Genomic DNA, 21,611 nt, shown 5'->3' with positions numbered 1-21,611 from the left:
GCCCATTATGGCTTGCCTTGTTGAGACACCCACGACGCGTGGAGACCGGAGTAGACGCTGCCCGCCTCGGCGGCGAGGGCGCTGTGGTGGCCGCGCTGGACGATCCGGCCCTGGTCGACGACCACGACCTCGTCGGCGGCCTCGGCGGTGGACAGGCGGTGCGCGATGGTGACCGACGTACGTCCGCTCATCAGGCGCTCGAGCGCGCGGCCGATGCGCATCTCGAGCTGGGGATCGACGGCGCTGGTGGCCTCGTCGAGGACGAGCAGGTCGGGATCAGCGAGGTGGGCGCGCAGCAGGGCGACCAGCTGGCGCTCCCCCGCCGACAGCGACTCGCCGCGCTGGCCGACCAGGGTGTCGAGGCCACGGGGCAGGCCGGCGACCCAGTCGGTGAGGCCGAGCTCGTCGGCACTGCCGAGGATCTCGGCGTCGGTGGCGTCGAGCTTGCCGTAGCGCACGTTGGCCCGCAGCGTGTCGTCGAAGAGGAAGCCCTCCTGGGGCACGAGCACGACGCTGCGGCGCAGGGATGCCTCGCCGATCTCGCGTACGTCGACCCCGTCGAGCAGGACCGCGCCGCGGGACGGGTCCATCAGCCGGGTCAGCAGCTTGGCGAACGTGGACTTGCCGGACCCGGTCTCCCCCACGATCGCGACCCGGCGCCCGGCGTCGATCTCGAGGGTGACGTCGCGCAGGACCGGGGGGCCGCCGGGGTAGGCGAACTCGACGTCGTCGAAGCGCACGTCGATCGGGCCGCGTGGCAGCACCTGTCCGTCGGGCCCGGGGTCGACGAGGTCGGCGGGGGTCTCGAGGATGCCGATCACGCGACGCCAGCCGGCGATGGCGTTCTGGGCGTCGGTGAGGATCTGGGTGCCCATCTGGACCGGGCCGACGAAGAGGGTGACGAGGAACGCGAAGGCCAGGACCTCGCCGGCCGAGATGTTGCCGGCGAAGCCGAGCCAGATGCCGACGATGAGCACGCCGGCGTTGGCCAGCCCGGCGGAGACGCCACCGAGCGAGAACGAGAAGGCGGTCAGGCCCTGGGCGCGGGTGCTGGCACTCTGGTGGGTGGCGATGGCCTCGTCGATGCGGGCCTGGGTGCGGGCCTCGACGGCGTAGGAGCGGACGACGGCCGCCCCGACCACCGGCTCGGAGATCGCGGACAGCATGATGCCGACCTGGCGTCGTACGGTGCCGTAGGCCTCGGACAGCTTGCGCTGGAAGAACCGCAGCGACAGGAACAGCGGCGCGAAGCAGACCCAGACGACGAGCGCGAGCTGCCAGCTGTAGAAGAGCATCACGATGGTGGCGATCAGGACCTGGCCGACGCTGACCACGAACAGCAGGCCGCCGAAGACGAGGAACTGGCTGACCTGGTCGACGTCGCTCGTGACCCGGGAGACCAGGGCGCCGCGGCGCTCGGTGTTCTGGGTGAGCAGGGGCAGGTCGTGCACGTGGCGGAACGCCTTGATCCGCAGCGTGGCCAGGCCGCGCTCGGAGGTCGAGAAGAGGCGCGCCGTCATGGCGTAGGAGGCCCAGCTGGTCAGCAGCAGGGCGGCCGCCGCGACCACGCCCATCCACACCGTGAACGACAGGTCGGGCCCGCCGGACCGGGCGAGGCCACGGTCGAGGGTCTGCTGGACGGCGATCGGCACGATCACCTGGCCGACGGAGGCGACGACCGCGAGCGCCAGGGTGCCCCAGATGCCCTCCTTCAGCTCGGGAGAGAAGTGCACGCCACGACGGATCGTGTCGAGCGCGCCGATCTCCTCACCGGAGTCCATGGTCGTGCTCATGTGGTCACCTCCTCCTGCTCGTAGGCGTTGACGAGCCGGGCGTACGACGGGCTGCGCGACAGCAGCTCCGCGTGGGTGCCGCGGTCGACGATGCGCCCGCCCTCGAGGTGGAGCACCTCGTCGGCGAGACCGATGGTGGCCTTGCGGTAGGCGACCACGACGAGCGTCGAGCCGGCGCCGGCCTCGCGCAGCCCGGCGAGGATGCGCGCCTCGACCTCGGGGTCGACCGCCGAGGTGGCGTCGTCGAGGATCAGCAGGCGTGGCCGGCGTACGAGTGCGCGGGCCAGGGAGATGCGCTGGCGCTGGCCGCCGGAGAGTGACGTGCCGCGCTCGCCCAGCTGGGTGTCGAGGCCGTGGGGCAGCGCGGCGACGAAGCCGTCGGCCTGGGCGGTGCGCAGCGCAGCCCAGACGTCGGCGTCGGTGACGTCGACGCCGAGGGTGATGTTGCCGCGCACGGTGTCGTCGAAGAGGAACGCCGTCTGGGGGACGATCGAGACCGTCGAGGCCAGCTCGCCGGCCGCCAGCTCGCGCAGGTCGACGCCGTCGACCGCGACCCGGCCGCGGTCGGGGTCGACCAGCCGGGTCAGCAGTGTCGTGATGGTGCTCTTGCCGGACGCGGTCGCGCCCACGAGGGCGACGGTGCGACCCGGGTCGACCGAGAAGCTGAGGTCCTCGATGAGCGGCTGGTCGGGCACGTAGCGGTAGCCGAGCGCCTCGACGTCGAGCCGCGCTCCGTCGGCGCCGCGGACGGCGCTCCGGTCGCCGTACGGCATGTCGCCGGTGGCGGCCAGCACGGCGCTCACCCGGCGGTAGCCGACCACGCTGCGCGGAAACTCGCCGAGCAGCCAGCCGATGGACCGGATCGGGAACGACACGATGGTGAGCAGGTAGGCGACGGTGACGACGTCGCCGGCGTCGGTGGCGCCGCTCATCACGCGGGAGACGCCGACCGCGAGCACGAACAGGACGCCCAGCCCGGGAAGGGCGGCGAGAGCGGGATCGAAGGCGGCGCGGATGCGGCCGACCCGGATGTTGACGTCGCGCAGCTCCTCGGCCTTGGCGGCGAAGCGCGCGGTCTCCTCCGGCTCGCGGCCGAGCGTCTTGACGACCATCGCGCCGTCGAAGGACTCGTGGGCGATCTCGCTGACCTCGGCGCGCAGCTGCTGGGCGCGGGTCATCCAGCCCTGGGCGAGGTGCTGGTAGGTCACGTTGACCGCGATCACCGCCGGGAAGACCAGAAGCCCGACCACCGCGAGCACCAGGTCGGCGAACAGCATCTGCGCGACCGCGATCACCATCATCGCCACGGTGCCGACCGCCATGGGCAGCGGCGCGATCGGACCCCAGGCGGCCTCGACGTCGGAGTTGGCGTTGGACAGCAGCTCGCCGGTCGGGTGCCGCTGGTGCCAGGCCATCGGCAGGGAGAGGTACTGGCGGGTGACGGCGCGGCGGGTGCTGGCCTGCATGCGGTACTGCATGATCCCGGCGCCGAGGCGGCGGGCGACGATGCCGACCGCGCGCAGGATCGCCACCCCGAGGAACAGCGCGAGGATGGCGACCAGCGAGCCGGTGCCGACCTCGCCGGTCTTGAACGCCGGCAGCACGACGTGGTCGGTCGACCAGCCGAGCACCCAGGCGTCGGCGACGGTCAGGGCGCCGAACAGGACGCTGCCGAGCGTCGAGAGCGTGAAGATCCAGGGCTCACGCTTGATCGCGACCAGGAGTACGGCGAACCCGGCTCGGGTCGATCCCCGGCCGTCTGCTCGCTCGTCGCTCATGGCTCCCTGGTTCCTCGTCGACCGTCCGCAACTGTCGGCCGGGGCAGGCTATTCCCGTCGACCGACATCACCCAATCCTCCCGGGACCGCCGGAGGCGTGGCGGCCCTAGGCTGAGGACGTGCGTACTCCTTCGCTTGCCCGGCGCGAGCGCCATGCTCTCTGCGACCTGGCGCTGGTGCTCGGCGAGGACGCGCCGACCCTGTGCAGCGACTGGACCGCGAAGGACCTGGTGACCCACCTGCTCGTACGTGAGAACAACCCGCTCGGCGCCGCGGGGATCGCGGTCCCGGCCCTGTCCGGGCTCGCCGACGGTGCGATGGCACGGCTGGCGCGCCAGGACTTCGCCGTACTCGTCGAGAAGCTGCGCGACCCGGGGCTGACGCCCTACGCGCTGCCGCCGGTGGAGCTGCTCGCCAACACGATGGAGTACTTCGTCCACCACGAGGACCTGCGCCGGGGCCAGCCGGACTGGGCGCCGCGCGATCTCGACGACAAGGACGTCGACGCGGTGTGGCGCGCGATCCGGCTCGGCGGCAAGGCGCTGGTGCGCCCGGCCGGGGTCCCGGTCGAGATCCGGCGCACCGACACCGGCGCCACCGCCACCCTGCGCCGCGGCGCCGACCCGGTGACGGTCGAGGGCCCGGTGGCCGAGATCGCGCTGTTCCTCTTCGGCCGGCGGCAGGTGCGAGACCTGACGTTCGGCGGGCCCGCCGACCGGGTCTCCAAGCTCCGGGGCGCCGACCTCGGGTTCTGAGCCTATGTCCCGGACGGTCAGCGGTCGGTCTCGCCAACGAAGCGCACCACGCGGGTGCTGAAGTGGAACGTCGACATCGCGCCACGCACGATGCTCAGGAACCCCTCACCGTCGCGGTAGACCGCTCGCCCCTGCGGGGACAGCGGGTCGGGAGGATCGTGCTCGACGGCGAGCCGGGCCGCCTCGGCCATCGCCTCCTCACGCGTGGCGAGCACGTGGGGGAAGACGTGGATCTTCGTCGGCGGCTTGGCCTGGCCGTTGTTGGCGTACTCGACCAGGACCTGCCACTTCTCGTCGGTCGCCGGCTGCTCAGGGCTGTCGGCGGCCGGGCTCCGGTAGACGTCGTACTCGCTCATGCTCCGCAGCCTGTCCTTCGTTGACCCGCCCGAAACTTTCGGGCGGGTCAACGAGGGTGTGTGTCAGTTTCGGGCGGGTCAACGAGGGTGTGTGTCAGTTTCGGGCGGGTCAACGGGTGGGGTGGCCGGCCGCGCTGAGCGCGCCCTTGACGTCGGCTATGCGCAGGGTGCCGAAGTGGAAGACGGTGGCGGCGAGCACGGCGTCGGCCCCGGCGTCGACGGCTGGAGGGAAGTGCTCGGCCGCGCCGGCGCCGCCCGAGGCGATGACGGGGACGGTGACCTCACGGCGTACGGCGCGGATCAGGTCGAGGTCGAAGCCGTCTTGGGTGCCGTCGGCGTCCATGGCGTTGAGCAGGATCTCGCCGGCGCCCAGCTCGCAGGCGCGCGCTGCCCACTCGATCGCGTCGAGGCCGGCCGACTTGCGGCCGCCGTGGGTGGTCACCTCGAAGCCCGAGTCGGTGCCGGACGCGCGTCTGGCGTCGACGGAGAGGACCAGCACCTGGTTGCCGAAGCGGTCGGCGATCTCGGCGACCAGCTCGGGGCGGTGGATCGCCGCGGTGTTGATCGCCACCTTGTCGGCACCGGCGCGGAGCAGGCGGTCGACGTCGTCCACGGAGGACACTCCCCCACCGACGGTCAGCGGGATGAAGACCTCCTCGGCGGTCCGCGACACGATCTCCATCGTGGTCGCGCGGCCCTCGAAGGAGGCGGAGATGTCGAGGAAGGTCAGCTCGTCGGCGCCCTCGGCGTCGTAGATCCGGGCCAGCTCGACGGGGTCGCCGGCGTCGCGCAGCTCCTTGAAGTTGATGCCCTTGACCACGCGCCCGGCATCGACGTCGAGGCACGGGATGACGCGGATCGCGAGGGTCATGCGGGCGCCTGCGGCAACGTCAGCGCCAGTGCGTCCTCGAGCGTGAACCGGCCCTCGTAGAGCGCGGTGCCGATGATCGCGCCCTCGACGCCGTCTCCGACCAGGCCCATCAGCGCCTCCAGGTCGGACAGCTCGGTGATCCCGCCGGAGGCGACGACCGGCCGGTCGGTGGCAGCGCAGACCGCCTTCAGCAGCTCGAGGTTGGGGCCCTGGAGCATGCCGTCCTTGTTGACGTCGGTGACGACGTAGCGCGCGCAGCCCTCGGCGTCGAGCCGGGCCAGGACGTCGTAGAGGTCGCCGCCGTCGCGGGTCCAGCCGCGTGCGGCCAGGGTCCGACCTCGTACGTCGAGCCCGACGGCGACCCGGTCGCCGTACTCGGCGATCGCGGCGGCGCACCACTCGGGCTGCTCGAGCGCGGCGGTGCCGATGTTGACCCGGCGGCAGCCGGTGGCCATGGCGGCGGCGAGCGACTCGTCGTCGCGGATGCCGCCGCTCATCTCGACCTGAATGTCGAGCGCACCCACGATCGCGGCCTGGAGCTCGCGGTTGTGGCCGCGCCCGAACGCGGCGTCGAGGTCCACCAGGTGCAGCCACTCGGCGCCGGCCTCCTGCCAGCGCAGGGCGGCCTCGACCGGGTCGCCGAACCGCTTCTCCGACCCGGCGACGCCCTGCACCAGCTGGACGGCCTGGCCGCCCGCGATGTCGACGGCGGGGAGGAGCTCGAGGTGCCTGGTCTGGTCGGTGGTCATGGGTCTTCTCTCGGTCAGCGGCGGCGGAACAGCAGGGTGTGCAGGACGGGAGCGGCGAGCAGGCTGACGATCAGCACGAGCGCACGGGCCGCCCAGTGGTCGAGGAACGCGAACGCTGCCGCGTTGACCAGGAGCAGGATCATCACCGTGGCCAGGGTCTGGTTGCGACGCCGTCTGGCGAGCACGCCGGTCGGGCGCGAGCGCGGCTGCGGCAGCACGGAGGTGACGACGCGCCGACGCGCGGCACGGCGCTCGGCCCGCTCCTCCGCGGCGGCGCGGGCGGCGGCACGCACCGCGGCCTCGCGCTCACGCTCCTCGCGGCGCCGCGCGCGCTCCTTGCTCATGCGGACAGGCTCCGCACCCAGTTGTGCAGCAGCGCGGCCCCGGCGTCACCGGACTTCTCGGGGTGGAACTGGGTCGCGCTCAGCGGGCCGTTCTCGACCGCGGCGACGAAACGGTCGCCACCGTGCTCGGCCCAGGTGACCAGCGGGGCGCGCGTGCGGTCGTTGGTGCGCAGGGTCCAGTCGCGCACGCCGTACGAGTGCACGAAGTAGAACCGCTCCGCCTCGACGCCCGCGAAGAGCGCGGAGCCCTCGGGCACCTCGACGGTGTTCCACCCCATGTGGGGTACGACGGGCGCCTGGAGCCGCTCCACCACGCCGGGCCACTCGTCGCAGCCTTCGGTCTCGACGCCGTGCTCGACCCCGCGCCCGAAGAGGATCTGCATGCCGACGCAGATCCCCAGCACGGGCCGGCCACCGGCGAGGCGGCGGCCGATGATCCGGTCGCCCTTGACCGAGCGCAGGCCGGCCATGCACGCCGCGAACGCACCGACGCCGGGCACGACGAGCCCGTCGGCCTCCAGCGCCCGGTCGAAGTCGCCGGTCAGCTCCACGTGCGCGCCGGCGCGCTCGAGGGCGCGCACGGCCGAGCGGAGGTTGCCCGACCCGTAGTCGAGGACGACGACGTCGTTCGTGCTCAAAGAGCACCCTTCGTGGAGGGGACACCCGTCTCACGGGGGTCCAGGGCAATCGCGTCGCGGAACGCACGGGCGAACGCCTTGAACTGGGTCTCCACGATGTGGTGCGGCTCGCGACCGGCCAGCACGCGGACGTGCAGCGCGATGTGGGCGTGGAACGCCAGCGTCTCGAAGACGTGCTTGGTCAGCGAGCCGAGGTAGGTGGGCGTGGTGCCGCCGAGGACGACGTACTCCTGCCCCTCGGGCTCGCCCGTGTGGACGCAGTAGGGGCGGCCGGACACGTCGACCACGGCCTGCACGAGCGCCTCGTCGAGCGGCACGGTGGCGTCGCCGAAGCGGCGGATGCCGACCTTGTCGCCGAGCGCCTCGCGCAACGCCTGGCCGAGCACGATCGCAGTGTCCTCGACGGTGTGGTGGGCGTCGATGTGGAGGTCGCCGACGCTCTGGACGGTCAGGTCGACCAGCGAGTGCCGGGCGAACGCGGTGAGCATGTGGTCGTAGAAGCCGACACCGGTGGAGATGTCGTGGCGCCCGGAGCCGTCGAGGTCGACCTCGACGATCACCTTCGACTCGCTGGTCTGGCGCTCGATCCGTGCGGTCCTGCTCATGGCTGTCCTTCTTCCGTCCCGGCCATTGTCTCTGCCCTCGTTGCTGCCATGGTCTCAGCCAGTGCCTGCTTGAACGCTGCCATTTCCGGCGCGGTGCCGATCGAGACCCGCAGCCAGCCGTCGGGCCCGACCTCACGGATCAGCACCCCTCGGTCGAGCAGGCCCCGCCACACAGCATGGCGGTCGGGGTAGGTCCCGAACAAACAGAAGTTGGCGTCGCTGTCGGCCACCTGGAGCCCCTGCTCGCGCAGCCACGACACCGTGAGGTCGCGCTCCTGGCGCAGCTGGTCGACCCGGCCCAGCAGCTCGGGGGCGTGGCGCAGCGCCGCGAGCGCCACCGCCTGGGTGACCGCCGAGAGGTGGTAGGGCAGGCGGACGACGCGGATGGCGTCGCAGATCGCCGGGTCGGCGGCGAGGTAGCCCAGCCGCGCGCCGGCCAGCGCGAACGCCTTGCTCATCGTGCGCGACACGACCAGGTTGCGGTGGCGCGGGAGCAGCTCCAGCGCGCTGGGCGTGCCCTCGCGACGGAACTCGCCGTACGCCTCGTCGACGACCACGATGCCCTCGTCGCCGACCGCCTCGCACAGGACGGTGACCGCCTCGGGCGGCAGCGCCGTGCCGGTCGGGTTGTTGGGCGAGGGCAGCAGCACGACCGACGGGCGCTGCTCGAGCACCACGGCGCGGGCCCGGTCGAGGTCGAGACCGAAGTCGTCCTCGCGCTTGCCCTGGACCCAGGCGGTGTTGGAGTCGCGGGCGTACTCGGGATACATCGAGTACGTCGGGGCGAAGCTCAGCGCCGAGCGCCCCGGACCGCCGAAGGCCTGGAGCAGCTGGAGCATCACCTCGTTGGACCCGTTGGCCGCCCACACCTGCTCGGGCGTCACCCCGTGGCCGAGGTAGCCGGCCAGCGCGGTGCGCAGCTCGACGAACTCACGGTCGGGGTAGCGGTTGAGGGTGCGGGTCGCCTCGGCCACCGCGGTCGCGACGTCGGCGACGACGGCGTCGGAGGGCGGGTAGGGGTTCTCGTTGACGTTGAGCTGGACGGGCACGTCCAGCTGGGGGGCGCCGTACGGCTCGAGACCGCGCAGCTCCTCCCGCAGGGGAGGGAAGGTCACGGGAACCTGACCCTCACCGCGGCGCCGTGGCCGGGCAGGTCCTCGGCCTCGGCGAGCGTGACGACGTGGTTGGCCACCTCTGCCAGTGCCTCACGGGAGTAGTCGACGACGTGCACGGACTTGGTGAACGCGCGCACCGACAACCCCGAGGAGTGGCAGGCACAGCCGCCCGTGGGCAGCACGTGGTTGGAGCCGGCGCAGTAGTCGCCCAGGGAGACCGGTGCGTGCGGGCCCACGAAGATCGCGCCCGCGTTGCGCACGCGGGCGGCGTAGGACGCAGCATCGGCCGTCTGGATCTCGAGGTGCTCGGCGCCGTAGGCGTCGACGACGGCCAGGCCCTGCTCGAGGTCGTCGACCAGCACGATCGCCGACTGGGTGCCGCCGAGGGCGGTGCGGATGCGCTCGGTGTGCTTGGTGGCGAACACCTGCTTGTCGAGCTCGGCCTCGACCTCGTCGGCGAGTCGGGTGGACGGCGTCACCAGGACGGACGCCGCGAGCGGGTCGTGCTCGGCCTGGCTGACCAGGTCGGCGGCGACGTAGGCGGCGTCGGCGGAGTCGTCGGCGAGGATCGCGATCTCGGTGGGACCAGCCTCGGAGTCGATGCCGACCTGGCCCTTGAGGAGTCGCTTGGCGGTGACGGTGTAGATGCTGCCGGGCCCGGTCACCAGGTCGACGCGGGCACACGGGCCGGTGCCGTAGGCGAACATCGCGATCGCCTGCGCTCCCCCTACGGCGTAGACCTCGTCGACGCCGAGCAGCGCGCACGCGGCCAGGATCGTGGGGTGCGGGAGCCCGCCGAAGTCCTTCTGGGGCGTCGAGCTGAGCGCGATGGACGGCACGCCGGCCACCTGCGCGGGCACGACGTTCATCAGGACGCTGGAGACCAGCGGGGCCAGCCCGCCGGGCACGTAGAGCCCGACCCGGCCGACCGGCACCTTGCGGTGGGTCACTCGGGCGCCCGGCCCGAGGTCGGTGGTGACGTCGTGCTCGAGCTCGGCCTCGCACGTGAGCCGGAGCCGACGGATCGACTCCTCCAGCCCGGCGCGGATGGCCGGGTCGAGCCGTTCGAGGGCGTCGCTGAGCGCAGCGACCGGCACGCGGATGTCGTCGAGCTCCACGCCGTCGAACTGGCGGGAGAAGTCCTGGATCGCCTCGACGCCGCGGGTGCGCACGGCCTCGCAGATCGCATGTACGGCGGGGATCGCTGCCTCGACGTCGAAGTCCGCGCGCGGCACGGCGGCGCGGTAGTCGACGGGGCCGGTCGTGGCCGCCCCGCGCAGATCGATCCGGCGAATCATGGGTCAATTCTAGGTGGGCGGCACGCGCGCCGCGGATTCGGCGTCGCGCCATGGACGGCCCTGCCCCGCGCGTTAGGTTGGGCAGATGACCGACACCCTCCCGATGTTCCCGCTGAACTCGGTGCTGTTCCCCGGGGTCAGCGTGCCGCTGCGGGTGTTCGAGGACCGCTACCGGGCGATGGTGCACCACCTGCTGCGCGTCGACGACCCGATCGACCGGGTGTTCGGGTCGGTGGGGATCCGCGAGGGCTACGAGGTGGGCGACCACGGCGCGCAGTCGCTCTACCGGGTCGGGTGCCGGGTGCAGCTGACCGAGGTGGAGGCCAACGCCGACGGCACCTTCGACATCGTCGCGGTGGGTCTCGACCGGATCAAGCTCGACCGGCTCGACACCACCGGCGACTTCCCGGTCGGGCACGTGGTCGATCTGCCCGAGCCCGACGCGGGGGTGGACGAGGGGGTGCTCGAGCGGGCCCGCGCCACGTTCACGGCCTACCGCCAGGCGCTCGCGGACATCCGGTCCGACCCCTACGAGGGTGCCTTGCCGCGCGACCCGGCGTACCTGTCGTGGACGCTGGCGGCCTGCGCGCCGCTGCCGATGTCCGAGCGCCAGGCACTGCTGGAGGCCGACGACGCCGAGGAGCGCCTGATCCTCGTCACCGACCTGCTGCGCACCGAGCTGCGCGCCATGAACGTCATCCCGTCGCTGCCGGCCACCGAGGTGGCTCGCACGCGCTGGTCTCCCAACTAGGCCGATGGCGAAGAAGCCCACGGGCGGCACCCCCGCCACCGTCGCCCTGGCCCGGGCCGGCATCGAGTTCACGCTGCACGAGTACGACCACGACCCGCGGGCGGCGTCCTACGGCCTGGAGGCGGCCGAGGCCCTGGGCATCGCACCGGAACGGGTGTTCAAGACCCTGCTCGCCGACGTCGAGGGCCGGCTGACGGTCGCCGTGGTCCCGGTCTCCGGCCAGCTGGACCTCAAGGCGCTGGCCCGGGCCGTGAGTGGCGGCAAGGCGGTCATGGCGGACGTCGCCGCCGCCCAGCGCGCGACGGGGTACGTCGTCGGGGGCATCTCCCCGATCGGTCAGAAGCGGCAGCTGCCCACCGTCGTGGACGAGTCCGCACTCACGCAGCTGACGGTGTTCGTGTCCGCGGGCCGGCGTGGTCTCGACCTGGAACTCGCGCCGGCCGACCTGGTCCGGATCACCGAGGCGATCACGGCCCGGGTCGGCCGGGCGAGCGCTGACTAGTCTGTGGTGATCCGCAGCACGGAGTGGCCGACGCCGTCGTCCTCCCACGCGCTGAGGCCCAGGCCCGCGAGCGGCTCCAGGTTCTCCTTGATCTCCTGGTCGTCCCCGGCGAGGTTGGCCAGCCAGCCATCCCCCGCGTCGAAGTTGACGAACAGGATCGACCCGGCCTGGTCCGACTCACGTACGACGTCCTCGTAGACGTCGGTGTCACCGAGCCCGCCGTCATCGAGCAGCGAGGCGCGGTAGTCGGCGTTGGGGCCAACCACGACGTAGTCACCCTCGCTGTCGCTGCCGAAGGTGACGTCCATGTCGGGGTTGAGCTTGGCGAGCACCGCCTCGATGGCCTCCGCGTCTCCCTTGATCTTCACGGCGACCGGGATGTCGCTGCCGTCACTGGAGTTGAACAGCGTGTCGGGGTTGAAGTCGCTGCCGACCGCGACCGTCAGCGACTCGCCCGCGAGGGTCTCGGCGTCCTCGGGCAGGCTCAGGCCCGTCTCCGCCTCGGCCTCGGCGATCAGCTCGTCGATGTCCATCCCCTCGCCGCTGAACGACGAGGCGTAGTCGAGGAGCTCGTCGAACCAGCCCTCCTCGAAGCCGAGCCCGAAGGCGGCGGCGGTGTCCTCCGGCAGAGTCACGATGGCGGTGCCGCCCTGGTCGCTGCCCGTCAGCGTCGGCAGGCCGAGCAGCTCGGTACCGGTCGCGGACTCGACCTCGAGCGAGCCGTCGTCGAAGCGCACGGTCAGGGCCGCGCCCTCGAAGTCCTCGAGCATCGACACGAACTCGTCGGGCATCATCTCGTGGAGGCCACCGTCGGAGCACTCGATCTCATAGGACGGCTCGGGCGACATCGGGTCGATCGGGCCGGAGGTGACGCAGTCCTCGCCACCCATCGGCAGGCCGAACCCGCCGAGGGACTCGGCGAGCACCTGGCCGGCCTCGGGCGCGGCGTAGGCGGTGATGATGCCGGCGTCACCGGTCTCGCCGGTCCACCGCTTGTAGTCCTCGTCGTCTGCCAGCGAGCTGTCGGCGGCCTGGGCGGCGATCTCCTCGGCGACCTCCTGGGACTCCGAGATCACAGCCCAGTCACCGTCGATCGACCAGCCCCCGACCTCGTCCGGCGTCTCGTCCGACTCGTCGGACTCGTCGGACTCGTCCGAGCTCTCGGCCTCCTCGTCGGAGCCACAGTCTCGGATCTTCTGGAGACCGGCGTCGGCCTTGTCGGCGTCCTTGACCTGGACGACGAGCACGGGCGTGGGAGGCTTCGGCTCCCCGTCCTCCTCACCGCCGAGGTCGACGGCGGCGAAGGCCATCCGGTCGCCGAGCCAGGGTTCGATGTCGTCGCTGTAGTCGAGTCCCTCGCACTCGTCGGACTTCTGGATCTCCTCGAAGATCCGCTCCCGGATGTCGTCGTCGGTGTCGAGACCGATCTCGTCCTTGAACGCGGGGAACTTGCGCAGGGTCCGTACGGCCTCGATCTTCTGTCCCCCACTGGGGTCGAGGTCGATGCTGACGTAGCCGAGCGTGTTGGCGGGGAGCGCCTCAGCGGGCTGGGCACCGGTGCCGAAGAACGACACCGCCGCGAACGCTCCGGCGGCCACGGCACCCACGCCGAGCACGGCCACGGCGCCGAGGATGATCTTCTTGCGCCCACCGCCCCCGTCTGCGGAGCCCGTCGGCGGCTGCGGCGGCAGCGGGTGGCCGCCGCCGGCCTCGAGGTACTCCGGAGGCGGGCCAGCGGCCCACGTGGGCGGTGCTGACGGAGGTGCCGTCGGCGGGGCCATCGGGGGCGGTCCGGACGGGGGTGGCCCGCTCGGCATCCCGGGCGGCGGCCCGACCGGAGGACCGGACGGCGAGCCGGACGGGGGGCCGGACGGCGGGCCGACGGGTGGCAGGTTGCTGGACACGGGGACCCCCAGGGGTGGGACTACGGGCGTTGGGGAGGACCCCGCAGGCGGCGCGGTCCTCGTTGACTCGGACGCGAGCCTACCCACGGTGGTTCCGGGTCAACCGCGCGCTGCGCGGCGTTTCGGCACCAGTGCGTAGGCGAGCGCCACGGCGGCCAGGGCGGTCATCGGGAGCACGAGGTGCGGGCTCAGCCCGGAGGCCTCGATGCGGCCGGGCAGCCGGTCACCGTCGGCGGCGCTGCGGGCGAGCTCATGGGGGTCGGCGGGGCTCAGCTCGAGCCCGACGCGCCACATCAGGAAAGTCGCGAGCCCGGCGCCGAGGAGCACCGCCAGCAGCGTCGCCAGCTCGGACCTGTCGAACACGAGGGCGCAGAGCACCCCGAGCACCAGGCCGGCACCGGCGGCGACGACCACGAACCACCCGGTGCTGGAGAAGACGCCGCGCAGGCCCTCCTCGTCGAGGTACCACTTGCCCTCGAAGACCACGCCCTGCGGCGGGTCCCACAGGCGGGACCACAGCCACCCGCAGCCGGCACCGGCAGCGGAGAAGATCGCGAGGACGGCCGCGAACTGGACGACGATCGGCCCCCACTGGGGGCGGACCGGCGGCGCGTGCGTCACGGGTGCGTAGGTCACCCCGCCAGACACCCGGGCCCCAGGAGCTGCTTGAGGTCGGCGAACAGCGCCGGGCTCGGCGTCACCCGCAACCGGTCGTCGAGGCGCATCACCTTGGTCGCGTCACGGGTGAGCAGCCGCAGCTGCACCTCGGTCACCCCGGGGTGCGTGCCGAGCACGTCCTTGAGCTGCTCCACGACCGGCGCGGTGCACCGGGTCGAGGGCAGGCTGATGACGACCGGCCCGGAGGGGCCGTCGGAGATGTCGGGGACGCTCACCTCCTGACCGTGGATCTCGGGCTGGTCCTTGCTGCGCGACAGCCGGCCCTTCACGGTGAGGATGGCGTCCTCGACGAGGTAGGTGCTGGCGAGCTGGTAGGAGCTGGGGAACAGCAGTACGTCGATCGCGCCGTCGAGGTCCTCGAGCGTCACCATCGCCCAGGCGTCGCCTCGCTTGGTGATCTTGCGCTGGACCGAGGTGACCAGGCCGCTGATGGTGATCGGCGACCCGTCGGTGCGCTCCTCGTCGAGCATAAGCTGGCCGATCGTGCAGTCGGAGCTGTTGGTCAGCACGTGCTCGAGGCCCAGCAGCGGGTGGTCGGAGACATAGAGCCCGAGCATCTCCCGCTCGTGGCCGAGCAGGGTCATCTTGTCCCACTCCTCCAGGTCGGGCACGTCGATCTTGCCGCCGGCGGAGCCGACGTCGGCGGCCTCGAGGAGGTCGAACATGGAGTCCTGGCCGTAGTCGGTGTTCTTCTTGGACTCGACGTACTTGTCGACCGCCTGCTCGTGGATCGCGACCAGCGCGCGCCGGCGGTGCTTCATGTCGTCGAAGGCGCCAGCCTTGGCGAGGGACTCGATGACCCGCTTGTTGCAGACGAGCAGCGGCACCTTCTCCATGAAGTCGTTGAAGTCCTCGAACCGGCCCTTCTCGCGCCGCGCCTCGACGATCTTCTCCACGACGTTGGCGCCGACGTTGCGCACAGCGGTGAGGCCGAAGCGGATGTCGTGGCCGACGGGGGTGAAGTCGGAGGAGGACTCGTTGACGTCGGGCGGGAGCACCTGGATCTTCATCCGGCGGCACTCGTTGAGATAGATCGCCGACTTGTCCTTGTCGTCCTTGGTAGAGGTGAGCAGCGCCGCCATGTATTCGGCGGGGTAGTTGGCCTTGAGATAGGCGGTCCAGTAGGACACCAGCCCGTAGGCGGCGGAGTGCGCCTTGTTGAAGGCGTAGTCGGAGAACGGGAGCAGGGTCTCCCACAGTGTCTTGATCGCGCCGAACGAGAACCCGCGCTCGGTCATGCCGTTGGAGAAGCCCTCGAACTGCTTGTCGAGCTCCTCCTTCTTCTTCTTGCCCATGGCCCGCCGCAGGATGTCGGCCTGTCCGAGCGTGTAGCCGGCGAGCTTCTGGGCGATCGCCATCACCTGCTCCTGATAGACGATCAGGCCGTAGGTCTCGCCGAGGACGTCCTGGAGGGCGTCGGCCAGCTCGGGGTGGAGCGGGTCGACCGGCTCGCGACCGGTCTTGCGGCGGGCGTACTTGTTGTGGGAGTCGGCGCCCATCGGGCCCGGGCGGTAGAGCGCACCGACCGCCGAGATGTCCTCGAAGGTGTCGGGCTTCATCGAGCGCAGCAGGGCACGCATCGGCCCGCCGTCGAGCTGGAACACGCCGAGGGTGTCGCCCCGCTGCAGGAGGGCGTAGGTGGCCTCGTCGGTCAGCGGCAGGTCCTCGATCACGACCGTCTCGCCGCGGTTGGCCTGGATGTTCTTGAGGGCGTCGTCGAGGACCGTGAGGTTGCGCAGGCCAAGGAAGTCCATCTTGATCAGCCCGAGCGCCTCGCACGTCGGGTAGTCGAACTGGGTGATCATCGCGCCGTCGGCGGGCCGCTTGAGCAGCGGGATGATGTCGATCAGCGGCTCGCTGGACATGATCACGCCGGCCGCGTGGACGCCCCACTGGCGCTTGAGGCCCTCGATGCCGATGGCGGTGTCGACGACGCGCTTGACGTCGGCGTCACCGTCGTAGAGCGTCCGGAACTCGCCACCCTCGCCGAAGCGCTTGTGACCCGGGTCGAAGATCTCCTTGAGCGGGACGTCCTTGCCCATCACCGAGGCGGGCATCGCCTTGGTGATCCGGTCGCCCATGGCGAACGGGTAGCCGAGGATCCGGCTGGAGTCCTTGACCGCCTGCTTGGCCTTGATCGTGCCGTAGGTGACGATCATCGAGACCCGGTCGTCGCCGTACTTGTCGGAGACATAGCGGATCACCTCGCCGCGACGACGCTCGTCGAAGTCGATGTCGAAGTCGGGCATCGAGACGCGGTCGGGGTTGAGGAAGCGCTCGAAGATCAGCCCGTGCACGAGCGGGTCGAGGTCGGTGATGCGCATGGCGTAGGCGACCATCGAGCCGGCGCCGGAGCCGCGGCCGGGGCCCACGCGGATGCCGTTGTCCTTGGCCCAGTTGATGAAGTCGGCGACCACCAGGAAGTAGCCCGGGAAGCCCATCTGGGTGATCACGCCGACCTCGAAGTCGGCCTGCTTGCGTACGGCGTCGGGGATGCCGGCCGGGTAGCGGAAGTGCAGGCCCTTCTCGACCTCCTTGACCAGCCAGGAGTTCTCGTCCTCCCCCGGCGGGCAGGGGAAGCGCGGCATGAAGGTGCCGTTGCCCTCGGTGAACTGCACGTCGCAGCGCTCGGCGATCAGCAGCGTGTTGTCGCACGCCGCGGGGTGGTCGCGCCAGATCTCGCGCATCTCGGCCGCGCTCTTGAGGTAGTAGCCGTCGCCGTTGAACGCGAACCGCTGGCCCGGGCCGTCGCCGGCCGGGATGTCCATCGTGCTGCCGGAGTTGATGCAGAGCAGGTGCTCCTGCGAGGCCGCGTCCTCGCGGTTGACGTAGTGGGAGTCGTTGGTGGCCAGCAGCGGGATCTGGAGGTCCTTGGCCAGCCGCAGCAGCCCGTCGCGGACACGGCGTTCGATGTCGAGGCCGTGGTCCATCAGCTCGAGGAAGTAGCTCTCGCGCCCGAGGATGTCCTGGAAGTCGGAGGCGGTCTTGCGGGCGGCGTCGTAGTTGCCGTGGCGCAGGTGCACCTGCACCTCGCCCGAGGGGCAGCCGGTGGTGCCGATGATGCCGCGCGAGTGCTGGGAGAGGAGCTCGCGGTCCATCCGCGGGTGCTTGAAGAAGCCGTCGCGCCACGCGCCCGAGGAGAGCCGGAAGAGGTTGTGCATGCCCTCGGTGGACTCCGAGAGGAGCGTCATGTGGGTGTAGGCGCCGCGGGCCGAGACGTCGTCGGGCCCGCCGCCGTAGAAGTTGACGCCCTTGCGCTCGAAACGGGAGATGTTGGGCGTGAAGTAGGCCTCGATGCCGATGATCGGCTTGACGCCGGCCTGCTTGGCCTTGCGGTAGAACTCGTAGGCCCCGAAGACGTTGCCGTGGTCGGTCATGGCCACCGCCGGCATGCCCAGCTCCGCCGCCCGCTCGGTCAGCGCCCCCAGCCGTGCCGCCCCGTCGAGCATGGAGTACTCGGTGTGGACGTGCAGGTGGACGAAGGAGTCGGAGGAGCCTGTCGTCATGGTCTGCTTCGGACTCCTCGCCGGTCGAGATAGGGCATCGTGCAGCGGCCTCGCGGCCCTTGGATCAGGGCCTCGGACGTCTCGCTGGGGAAGGACGTCAGCCTACGCGAACCGCTTCGGCCATAGTGGCAGGGCACACCGACATCCTGGCCGGCCAGCACGTCAGCCTGGATCCACCGATGGGCGGCGTCGCGAGCGTCGCCAGGCGGGTGTGATGGCAAGGCGCCGGCGCGACGGCGTACTGGTTGTCCATCGAGCGTCGGTAACGCAGCCAGCGCGCCCGCATGGTGGCGCGTAGCAGCCGGAGATCGGTGGATCCAGGCTTAGCCGAGGACGAGTGCCGCGACGCCCGCGGTGACCACCACCGCACCGGTCAGACGGCGCAGGCCGTGCGTCTCGCCGAGCCACCACCACGCCGCCAGGCTGCTGATCACGATGCTGGTGCTGCGCAGCGGCGCGACCACCGACACGGGCGCCATCGTGAGTGCCACCAGGACCAGGATGTAGGCGAGCGGGGAGAGCACCGCCACCGCGACCCCGGTGCGCCAGTGCCGGCGCGCGACCGGCCCGGCCAGTCGCAGCCGGTCGGCGCACATGAGCGTGAGGACGGCGAACATCCACACCCCGCCGACCGCGTAGTAGAGCACCGGGTCGACGCCGAGCTCGCCGACGGCGTACGCGTCCCAGAGCGTGTACGACGCGATCGCGGCGGCGATCAGGAGCCCCCAGCGCAGCCCGGCCGCCCGCCGGTGCCGGGTGTCCTCGGGCGCCGCACCAGTCGACACGACGGCGACGCCCACCGTGATCGCGGCGATCCCGAGCCACCCCCAGCCGGAGAGCCGCTCGTGCAGCACGGCCACGGCGAACGCCGAGGCGAGCACCGGGCCCAGGCCGCGCGCGACCGGGTAGGTGACGTTGAGGTCGCTACGGGAGTAGGCGGCCTGCAAGGACACGGCGTACGCCGTGTGGAAGAGGGCGCTCAGCGCGCTCGCACCCACCAGTGCCCACGACAGCTCCGCGCCCAGCGCCAGCACGACCACGGCCGCCGGGGCCATGGTCGCCAGCGAGAGCGTGGAGTAGACCCAGACGAAGACCCGGCTGTCCTCCGCGTGCGCCCGGCTCGCGAGCAGGTTCCAGGCTGCGTGGGCGACCGAGCCCAGCAGGGTGAGGACGACCGCGGTCAGCACCGGGTCAGCACCGGGCGCCCCACCGCGGGCGGATCAGGAGCGCTCCCGGGCGGCGTCGAGGCTCTCGGTGATGATCGTGTGGACGATCCGCTGGATCCGGTCGGTGCCGAGCGCCGGCGCCCGGCGGGCGAGCGCCTCGGCGATGGCGTGCTCACGCGCGGGGTCGCGGGTCTCGGGGTCGGCCTTGTGCGGCTGGACCGCCCGGGTCAGCGCCGCGCGGCGGGCCAACAGGTCCCCGAGCTGGGCGTCGACCTCGTCGATCAGCTGGCGGTAGAAGGCCAGCGGCTCCGCGCCGGGCCAGGCCATCCGGATGTCAGGGGCCCGCTCCTCGTTGGCCGTCCCGTCGGTGCGTTCGAGCTCGACCAGCCCGCGGCGGGCGTAGAAGCCGCGCGCCGGACGGTTCATCTCGAAGACCCACAGGCAGAAGCCGTGCGGCCGCCGGGTCTTGGCGAGCTCGAGCAGTGCCGAGCCCAGCCCCTGCCCGGCGTGCGGCGGAGCGACGTACAGGTCGTCGAGCCAGGTGTCGGTCAGGCGCGCGTAGCCCGCGACCTCGCCCTCGACCTCGGCGACCCAGCCTTCGTCGGACGCCAGCCGGGCGGCGAGCCAGTCCCTGACCTCGGCATCGGTGTGCACACCCCGAGGCATCGCCGCCGACCGGCGGGCCGCGAGGTGCACGGCCGCCACCGCCTCGGCGTCGCCCTCGCCCGCGGGCCGGAGGACCAGGTCGTTCGCCATCGTCAGTCGGCGTTGCGGATGATCTCGAGCGCGCGCGTGAGGTCGTCGGGGTAGGTCGACTCGTACTCGACGTAGGCACCGGAGTCGGGGTGCTCGAAACCCAGCTTGACGGCGTGCAGCCACTGACGCTCCAGCCCGACCCGCCGCGAGAGGGTCGGGTCGGCGCCGTAGGTGATGTCTCCGACGCACGGGTGCTTGAGCGCGGCCATGTGGACGCGGATCTGGTGGGTGCGGCCGGTCTCGAGGTGCACCTCGAGCAGGCTGGCGAAGCGGTGCGCCTCGAGCGTCTCGTAGTGGGTGACGCTCGCGCGCCCGTCGGCCATGACCGCGAACTTGTAGTCGGCCTTGGGGTGCCGGCCGATCGGGGCGTCGATCGTCCCCTCGTGCGGGTCGGGGTGGCCCTGGACGAGCGCGTGGTAGGTCTTGTCGACGGTGCGCTGCCGGAAGGCGTTCTTGAGCAGGGAGTAGCCGTGCTCGGACTTGGTGATCACCATGACGCCGGAGGTGCCCACGTCGAGGCGCTGGACGATGCCCTGCCGCTCCGGGGCACCGCTGGTGGCGATCCGGAACCCGGCACCGACGAGGTGGCCCACGACCGTCGGCCCGGACCAGCCGGGCGAGGGGTGCACGGCGACGCCCACGGGCTTGTCGATCACCACGATCGAGTCGTCGTCGTGGAGGATCTTGATGCCTTCGACGACCTCGGGTACGACGGTCAGCGGGTCGCGTTCGTGCGGGATGGTGACGTCGAGCAGCGCACCGGGGAGCACCCGGTCGCTCTTGGCGACGCCGCCGCCGTCGACGGTGACCAGGCCCTGCGAGATCAGGTCGGCCGCCTTCGTACGGGAGAGCCCAAACATCTGCGCGAGCGCGGCGTCGACGCGCTCACCGGCCAGCCCCTCGGGCACCTGGAGGCTGCGGTGGTCGACCTGGGTCACTGCGTCGGCTCCTGGGACTCGTGATCCTTGTCGCGCTCGCGGGTGCCGTCGATGTGGATGCCGCGGAACGCCTGGACCAGGATCAGGATCGCCCCGGCGTTGATCGACATGTCGGCGAAGTTGAAGACTGGCCAGTTGGGCAGCATCAGGAAGTCGATCACGTGACCGCGCAGGGGTCCGGGCTCGCGCAGCAAGCGGTCGGTGAGGTTGCCCGCAACGCCCGCGAGCAGGAAGCCCAGCGCCACGGCCCAGGCCGCGTTGCCGAGGCGACGGCTCAGCCAGAGCACCACGAAGACCGCGATGATCGCGATGCAGCTGAGGACCTCGGTGAACTGGGTGCCGGTGCTGAACGCGGCGCCGGGGTTGCGGGTCAGGTGCAGCACGAGCAGGTCACCGACCAGCGGGATGTCCTCGCGGCCGGTCAGCTCGGCGACGGCCAGGATCTTCGACCCGACGTCGAGCGCGTAGACGACAAGGGCGACCGCGGCGAACCGGAACCAGAGACGGCGGTGTGCGGCCGGTCCTGCTGCGGGTGCTTGGTCGGCACTGGCGTCGTCGCTCAGCGACGTTCCTCGCGCTGCTTGCATGTCATGCACAGTGTCGCACGGGGGAAAGCCATGAGACGCATCTTGCCGATCGGGTTGCCACACGACTCGCACACGCCGTAGGTGCCGTCGTCGATGCGGGCCAGCGCCCGGTCGATCTGGGCGAGCTTGTCGCGCTCGTTGTTGAGGACGGTCAGCTCGTGGTCGCGCTCGAAGCTCGTGGCCCCCATGTCGGCCTGGTCCTGACCGGCACCGTCGCCGGCGTCACGCAGCAGGCCGGAGAGCTCGGCCTCCTGTGCCTGCACGATCGCGGTGCTGTGGGCGTACTGCCTACGCAGCTCGTCGAGGACCTCCTTCAGCTCGGACTTGGTCCACGCGCCCTCGCCCTCCTTGACGACCAAGGAGCTGGCCGGGGCCTTCTTGACCGGTGCCTTCTTCGCGGGCGCTGCCTTCGTGGCCGGGGCCGCGGTCGCGGCCGGGGTCGTCTTCTTGGGCGGAGCAGTCTTCTTCGCGGGGGCCGCCTTCTTGGCCGGGGCCGCCTTCTTGGCGGGGGCCGCCTTCTT

At 71.5% G+C, this 21,611-nt stretch carries 21 protein-coding genes; 3 read left to right on the top strand and 18 right to left on the bottom strand.

Going from position 1 to position 21,611, the window contains the following annotated elements; all coding sequences use genetic code 11:
• Positions 1 to 5: 5 nt before the first annotated feature.
• Positions 6 to 1,793: an ABC transporter ATP-binding protein gene (locus BLR90_RS01975; RefSeq protein ID WP_091022068.1), complete on the bottom strand. Its 1,788-nt coding sequence runs from the start codon at positions 1,791 to 1,793 to the stop codon at positions 6 to 8.
• The gene (locus BLR90_RS01970) at positions 1,790 to 3,571 is read right to left on the bottom strand and encodes an ABC transporter ATP-binding protein (RefSeq protein WP_091022066.1); all 1,782 of its coding nucleotides are present in this window, start codon (positions 3,569 to 3,571) and stop codon (positions 1,790 to 1,792) included. Before BLR90_RS01970 ends, BLR90_RS01975 begins: the two co-directional genes overlap by 4 nt.
• Positions 3,572 to 3,690: 119 nt before the next feature.
• Between BLR90_RS01970 and BLR90_RS01965 the strand changes: the two genes are divergently transcribed.
• Positions 3,691 to 4,326, top strand: coding sequence for a TIGR03085 family metal-binding protein (locus BLR90_RS01965; RefSeq protein WP_091022064.1), 636 nt, complete (start codon positions 3,691 to 3,693; stop codon positions 4,324 to 4,326).
• A gap of 17 nt (positions 4,327 to 4,343) precedes the next feature.
• On the opposite strand, the gene BLR90_RS01960 is transcribed toward BLR90_RS01965, so the two are convergent.
• From BLR90_RS01960 to hisD, 8 genes are all read right to left on the bottom strand, one after another.
• Positions 4,344 to 4,682 (bottom strand): hypothetical protein, encoded by a 339-nt coding sequence (locus BLR90_RS01960; RefSeq protein ID WP_091022063.1) that lies wholly within the window; start codon positions 4,680 to 4,682, stop codon positions 4,344 to 4,346.
• A 109-nt stretch (positions 4,683 to 4,791) separates the two neighbouring features.
• On the bottom strand, positions 4,792 to 5,553 hold the full coding sequence (gene hisF / locus BLR90_RS01955; protein ID WP_091022061.1) for an imidazole glycerol phosphate synthase subunit HisF: 762 nt from the start codon (positions 5,551 to 5,553) through the stop codon (positions 4,792 to 4,794).
• Entirely contained in the window at positions 5,550 to 6,302 is a 753-nt protein-coding gene (priA, locus tag BLR90_RS01950) for a bifunctional 1-(5-phosphoribosyl)-5-((5-phosphoribosylamino)methylideneamino)imidazole-4-carboxamide isomerase/phosphoribosylanthranilate isomerase PriA (RefSeq protein ID WP_091022059.1), read from the bottom strand. Before priA ends, hisF begins: the two co-directional genes overlap by 4 nt.
• 14 nt (positions 6,303 to 6,316) lie before the next feature.
• Positions 6,317 to 6,646, bottom strand: coding sequence for a hypothetical protein (locus BLR90_RS01945; protein ID WP_091022057.1), 330 nt, complete (start codon positions 6,644 to 6,646; stop codon positions 6,317 to 6,319).
• Positions 6,643 to 7,284, bottom strand: coding sequence for an imidazole glycerol phosphate synthase subunit HisH (gene hisH / locus BLR90_RS01940; protein ID WP_091022055.1), 642 nt, complete (start codon positions 7,282 to 7,284; stop codon positions 6,643 to 6,645). Before hisH ends, BLR90_RS01945 begins: the two co-directional genes overlap by 4 nt.
• Positions 7,281 to 7,889 carry an imidazoleglycerol-phosphate dehydratase HisB gene (gene hisB / locus BLR90_RS01935; RefSeq protein ID WP_091022054.1) on the bottom strand — a complete coding sequence of 203 codons (609 nt, stop codon included), beginning with the start codon at positions 7,887 to 7,889 and terminating at the stop codon, positions 7,281 to 7,283. The genes hisH and hisB overlap by 4 nt, the downstream gene beginning before the upstream one ends.
• Positions 7,886 to 9,004, bottom strand: a complete 1,119-nt coding sequence (locus BLR90_RS01930) for a histidinol-phosphate transaminase (RefSeq protein WP_091022052.1) — start codon at positions 9,002 to 9,004, stop codon at positions 7,886 to 7,888. The genes hisB and BLR90_RS01930 overlap by 4 nt, the downstream gene beginning before the upstream one ends.
• On the bottom strand, positions 9,001 to 10,302 hold the full coding sequence (hisD, locus tag BLR90_RS01925) for a histidinol dehydrogenase (protein ID WP_091022050.1): 1,302 nt from the start codon (positions 10,300 to 10,302) through the stop codon (positions 9,001 to 9,003). Before hisD ends, BLR90_RS01930 begins: the two co-directional genes overlap by 4 nt.
• 85 nt (positions 10,303 to 10,387) lie before the next feature.
• Between hisD and BLR90_RS01920 the strand changes: the two genes are divergently transcribed.
• Positions 10,388 to 11,053 carry an LON peptidase substrate-binding domain-containing protein gene (locus tag BLR90_RS01920; RefSeq protein WP_091022048.1) on the top strand — a complete coding sequence of 222 codons (666 nt, stop codon included), beginning with the start codon at positions 10,388 to 10,390 and terminating at the stop codon, positions 11,051 to 11,053.
• A gap of 4 nt (positions 11,054 to 11,057) precedes the next feature.
• Positions 11,058 to 11,555 (top strand): Cys-tRNA(Pro) deacylase, encoded by a 498-nt coding sequence (gene ybaK, locus BLR90_RS01915; RefSeq protein ID WP_091022046.1) that lies wholly within the window; start codon positions 11,058 to 11,060, stop codon positions 11,553 to 11,555.
• On the opposite strand, the gene BLR90_RS01910 is transcribed toward ybaK, so the two are convergent.
• From BLR90_RS01910 to BLR90_RS01875, 8 genes are all read right to left on the bottom strand, one after another.
• Positions 11,552 to 13,459 carry a DUF3352 domain-containing protein gene (locus tag BLR90_RS01910; protein WP_218029313.1) on the bottom strand — a complete coding sequence of 636 codons (1,908 nt, stop codon included), beginning with the start codon at positions 13,457 to 13,459 and terminating at the stop codon, positions 11,552 to 11,554. The genes ybaK and BLR90_RS01910 overlap by 4 nt on opposite strands.
• Positions 13,460 to 13,558: 99 nt before the next feature.
• Positions 13,559 to 14,095 carry a hypothetical protein gene (locus BLR90_RS01905; protein WP_091022042.1) on the bottom strand — a complete coding sequence of 179 codons (537 nt, stop codon included), beginning with the start codon at positions 14,093 to 14,095 and terminating at the stop codon, positions 13,559 to 13,561.
• A complete protein-coding gene (gene dnaE, locus BLR90_RS01900) occupies positions 14,092 to 17,643 on the bottom strand; it encodes a DNA polymerase III subunit alpha (protein WP_091022040.1) in 3,552 nt (1,183 codons plus the stop codon). Before dnaE ends, BLR90_RS01905 begins: the two co-directional genes overlap by 4 nt.
• 323 nt (positions 17,644 to 17,966) lie before the next feature.
• Positions 17,967 to 18,830, bottom strand: coding sequence for a DMT family transporter (locus tag BLR90_RS01895; RefSeq protein WP_091022038.1), 864 nt, complete (start codon positions 18,828 to 18,830; stop codon positions 17,967 to 17,969).
• Positions 18,831 to 18,863: 33 nt separating this feature from the next.
• A complete protein-coding gene (locus tag BLR90_RS20840) occupies positions 18,864 to 19,565 on the bottom strand; it encodes a GNAT family N-acetyltransferase (RefSeq protein ID WP_147212926.1) in 702 nt (233 codons plus the stop codon).
• Between the two features lie 2 nt (positions 19,566 to 19,567).
• Positions 19,568 to 20,503 carry an RluA family pseudouridine synthase gene (locus BLR90_RS01885; protein ID WP_091022036.1) on the bottom strand — a complete coding sequence of 312 codons (936 nt, stop codon included), beginning with the start codon at positions 20,501 to 20,503 and terminating at the stop codon, positions 19,568 to 19,570.
• Positions 20,500 to 21,090 carry a signal peptidase II gene (gene lspA, locus BLR90_RS01880; protein ID WP_091022035.1) on the bottom strand — a complete coding sequence of 197 codons (591 nt, stop codon included), beginning with the start codon at positions 21,088 to 21,090 and terminating at the stop codon, positions 20,500 to 20,502. The genes BLR90_RS01885 and lspA overlap by 4 nt, the downstream gene beginning before the upstream one ends.
• On the bottom strand, positions 21,063 to 21,611 hold a 549-nt coding region (locus BLR90_RS01875), incomplete at its 5' end, for a TraR/DksA family transcriptional regulator (RefSeq protein ID WP_245715109.1). The genes BLR90_RS01875 and lspA, both read right to left, overlap by 28 nt.

Origin of the sequence: Nocardioides szechwanensis, assembly GCF_900103935.1 — a bacterium.
GTDB lineage: Bacteria > Actinomycetota > Actinomycetes > Propionibacteriales > Nocardioidaceae > Nocardioides > Nocardioides szechwanensis.
This window is presented reverse-complemented; position numbering and strand designations above follow the sequence as displayed.

Bases quoted from the DNA above. Each gene is read 5' to 3' on its own strand.
- BLR90_RS01975 (WP_091022068.1), bottom strand. From the start codon at position 1,793: ATGAGCACGACCATGGACTCCGGTGAGGAGATCGGCGCGCTCGACACG.
- BLR90_RS01970 (WP_091022066.1), bottom strand. From the start codon at position 3,571: ATGAGCGACGAGCGAGCAGACGGCCGGGGATCGACCCGAGCCGGGTTC.
- BLR90_RS01960 (WP_091022063.1), bottom strand. From the start codon at position 4,682: ATGAGCGAGTACGACGTCTACCGGAGCCCGGCCGCCGACAGCCCTGAG.
- hisF (WP_091022061.1), bottom strand. From the start codon at position 5,553: ATGACCCTCGCGATCCGCGTCATCCCGTGCCTCGACGTCGATGCCGGG.
- priA (WP_091022059.1), bottom strand. From the start codon at position 6,302: ATGACCACCGACCAGACCAGGCACCTCGAGCTCCTCCCCGCCGTCGAC.
- BLR90_RS01945 (WP_091022057.1), bottom strand. From the start codon at position 6,646: ATGAGCAAGGAGCGCGCGCGGCGCCGCGAGGAGCGTGAGCGCGAGGCC.
- hisB (WP_091022054.1), bottom strand. From the start codon at position 7,889: ATGAGCAGGACCGCACGGATCGAGCGCCAGACCAGCGAGTCGAAGGTG.
- hisD (WP_091022050.1), bottom strand. From the start codon at position 10,302: ATGATTCGCCGGATCGATCTGCGCGGGGCGGCCACGACCGGCCCCGTC.
- BLR90_RS01920 (WP_091022048.1), top strand. From the start codon at position 10,388: ATGACCGACACCCTCCCGATGTTCCCGCTGAACTCGGTGCTGTTCCCC.
- ybaK (WP_091022046.1), top strand. From the start codon at position 11,058: ATGGCGAAGAAGCCCACGGGCGGCACCCCCGCCACCGTCGCCCTGGCC.
- dnaE (WP_091022040.1), bottom strand. From the start codon at position 17,643: ATGACGACAGGCTCCTCCGACTCCTTCGTCCACCTGCACGTCCACACC.
- BLR90_RS20840 (WP_147212926.1), bottom strand. From the start codon at position 19,565: ATGGCGAACGACCTGGTCCTCCGGCCCGCGGGCGAGGGCGACGCCGAG.
- lspA (WP_091022035.1), bottom strand. From the start codon at position 21,090: ATGCAAGCAGCGCGAGGAACGTCGCTGAGCGACGACGCCAGTGCCGAC.